The sequence below is a fragment of the Candidatus Aquicultor sp. genome (assembly GCF_054640775.1).
Map to the genome: position 1 here is coordinate 1 of NZ_JBTSLF010000355.1, position 2503 is coordinate 2503.

Genomic DNA, 2503 nt, shown 5'->3' on the forward strand with positions numbered 1-2503 from the left:
CCTGCCAGTGAGGTTTTCCCGCTCAAGTTGACCGCTACAATGGCGTTAACGGTAAAGGCAGCGATGAACCCGGCGGAACTCAAGCCCTGAGACAGGAAAAGTACCGTCGTGATCTTTTTCTTGATCCGGTTGTAATCCTTCATGAAGTTTTGACCTTGGGTTGTTTTTTCTTACCCCGAGTAATAGAGTGTATCAAGATAATCAACTCGAGTGGGCGCGGTCAATTAAAATTTATCCATTAATTAAAGATATTGATTTCGGCACGGGCTGCCCGTACCAACTGGGGAGATAGGAGAGGTATTAGGATGGACGGTGGAAGGGTCATTTACCGCCCATTACTCAATCATAAGGAACCATCCAGTTCTTCAGCCACCTCTTTTTTGCAAGCCCGGCAGCGCTGGGCGCCCCGAAAAAGGGGCTGACCGCAATTTGAGCAATGATAACGTTCACATTCCGTTCTCGCCCATTCAATGCTGCCCTGCTCATCACCCTGTTCGGCCACTTTGGCCCGCCAGATGGGAATGGTTCTTTCCATTACCCTTCGGCCGGTGGCAAAACCGAATTTTTCTATGCTTGGACAGGGCCAGTCCTGACATTGATGGCAAGAATAATATTCTTTTGCTTTCACGCAATTTCTTATTTTGCAAACCCAGCAAGAGGCATAAATCTTTGCAGCCTAATCAGACTGCATGCACCCTAAACAGAAGGTCTCTTCGGGTTTGGTTCCATAGAGGTTGCCCATGATCGTCCTGAATTTTTCATTCCCTTCTCTGGTGGCCAGATAAACCCCGCAGGCACCGCAGTACAGCCCGTATGGGGCCATTAAATCCTTGTTGCTGCCATCCTTCCATATTTAAACCTCCTTTGTCCTATGACGACAGCTATCGCTTCATCCGGAAATGTGCCATTTCTGGATGGAAACTCGCAACCCCCAAGGTTTAACCGAAGGTATTATTTCCTGTGTTTAGCTCAACCGGTCCAATCGGCACCGCAAGACCGGCAACGACGGGCGCCCCTAAATAATTGGGTCCCGCAGTTCTTACAACTGAACCATTTGTTTTCATGTTCGATCCAGGCCTCAGTACCGATATTTCGCCAAATGGGGATAGCCCGTTTTATCTCTGGACGCGCGTTTTCAAAAGGAAACTGCTCAATGATGGTACAAGGCCACTCATTACAATGGTGACATCCTTCAACCCCTTTTTCTTTAGTACAATTTTTAATCGGGCAAGATGAACAATAGACAAAGGTGTTATCGGAAAGGCATCCGTCGCACTTGATTTCCTCTTGGGTGACGCCGTATCCCTTGGCTATTGCCGCCATAAATCCCGGATTACCGGAAAGATAGGCCGTTCGGATTCCGCAGACACCGCAGTATAGCCCACAAGGGCTGAGTAGATTTTTATCGATCATAATAAACCTCCTTTATTTATTTTTTCATATTTGAACGAACATTAGAAATGATTACAATGAATTTTTCCTGGATCCCGGCTTTCGCCGGGGTGATTATCCTTGTTTTTAGCCGTTTCTCATGGATAAAGGAATTAACAGGGTACCCCTGGTTTTGGAGGTTTGTTCCATCAATTCGCGCCCACTGGCCGGAGGGATAGTTTGTTGTTCTTCAGGTTTAAGAGTTAGAGCTATGGCTTCGGTTGGGCAAGCGGTCACGCATAGACCACAGCCGATACATCGGTCTTTTTCAATGACTGCTGCCTGATCGTCGTTGATGCTTATGGCCGCCATCTGGCAGCGCGTCAGGCATGTTTCGCAGGCTGTACACAAATCGGGGTCCACCGTGGCGTAGTAGTTATTAAAGATCATCAGTGCCGGCTTGGGCGTCTTGTTAAGCGTTCGCAATACACCGCAGCAATCACCGCAACAGTTGCACATACCACCGGTATTGATCATATTGGCCGGTTGGTTCACCAGTCCCGCCTTCTCGCTGACATCCAAAACTTCTAAGGCTTCCTCTTGACTGATATAGCGGCCCAATTTATTTTCCACATAGTAATCCGCATGCGATCCGAACATCAGGCATACTTCCTTGGGTTTGCCGCAGCCTTTGCCGATCATTTCTTGCTGGACGCGGCAGATACAATCGGCCAAGGCGATTTTCTCTTTGGTCTTGATGAGTTCGCGGGCCTGAACATAGGGAGCAACCGGCCAGGTGGCCTGGATGGATTGCTGTACAGGAATAGTCCTCAAAGGAAAAATATTCTTCCCCGGGGCAAAATCCATGAAGCCTTCCTGGAAATAGGCTTCTACCATTTCGGCTAAATCACGGTCCATGTTCTTGAGTTGAAACTCGTACGACCCGATTACGAAAGCTACGGCTGCGTACCTGACCTCTCCGTCTTTACGCTGGCGAAAAAACAGCCCCTTCCGGGCCATGTCGGCCAGCATGAGGGAAACCGCTTCCGTATTGCGACCGGACCGCGCGGCGACCGACTCGGGTGTCTCCAACATCATGGTCATATCGAGATACATGCCGGCTTCTTCTTCG

At 49.0% G+C, this 2503-nt stretch carries 2 protein-coding genes and 1 pseudogene; all 3 read right to left on the bottom strand.

Annotated features, from left to right (window positions below):
- Nucleotides 1-343: 343 nt before the first annotated feature.
- Nucleotides 344-823: pseudogene (locus tag ACYC56_RS15280) on the bottom strand (DUF3795 domain-containing protein).
- Nucleotides 824-969: 146 nt separating this feature from the next.
- Nucleotides 970-1413 (bottom strand): DUF3795 domain-containing protein, encoded by a 444-nt coding sequence (locus tag ACYC56_RS15285; protein ID WP_461375031.1) that lies wholly within the window; start codon nt 1411-1413, stop codon nt 970-972.
- Between the two features lie 105 nt (nt 1414-1518).
- A partial coding sequence (locus ACYC56_RS15290) for an ATP-binding protein (protein ID WP_461375032.1) occupies nt 1519-2503 on the bottom strand: 985 nt, incomplete at its 5' end.

Excerpts from the sequence above, each read along its gene's own strand:
- ACYC56_RS15285 (WP_461375031.1), bottom strand. The coding sequence starts at position 1,413 with ATGATCGATAAAAATCTACTCAGCCCTTGTGGGCTATACTGCGGTGTC.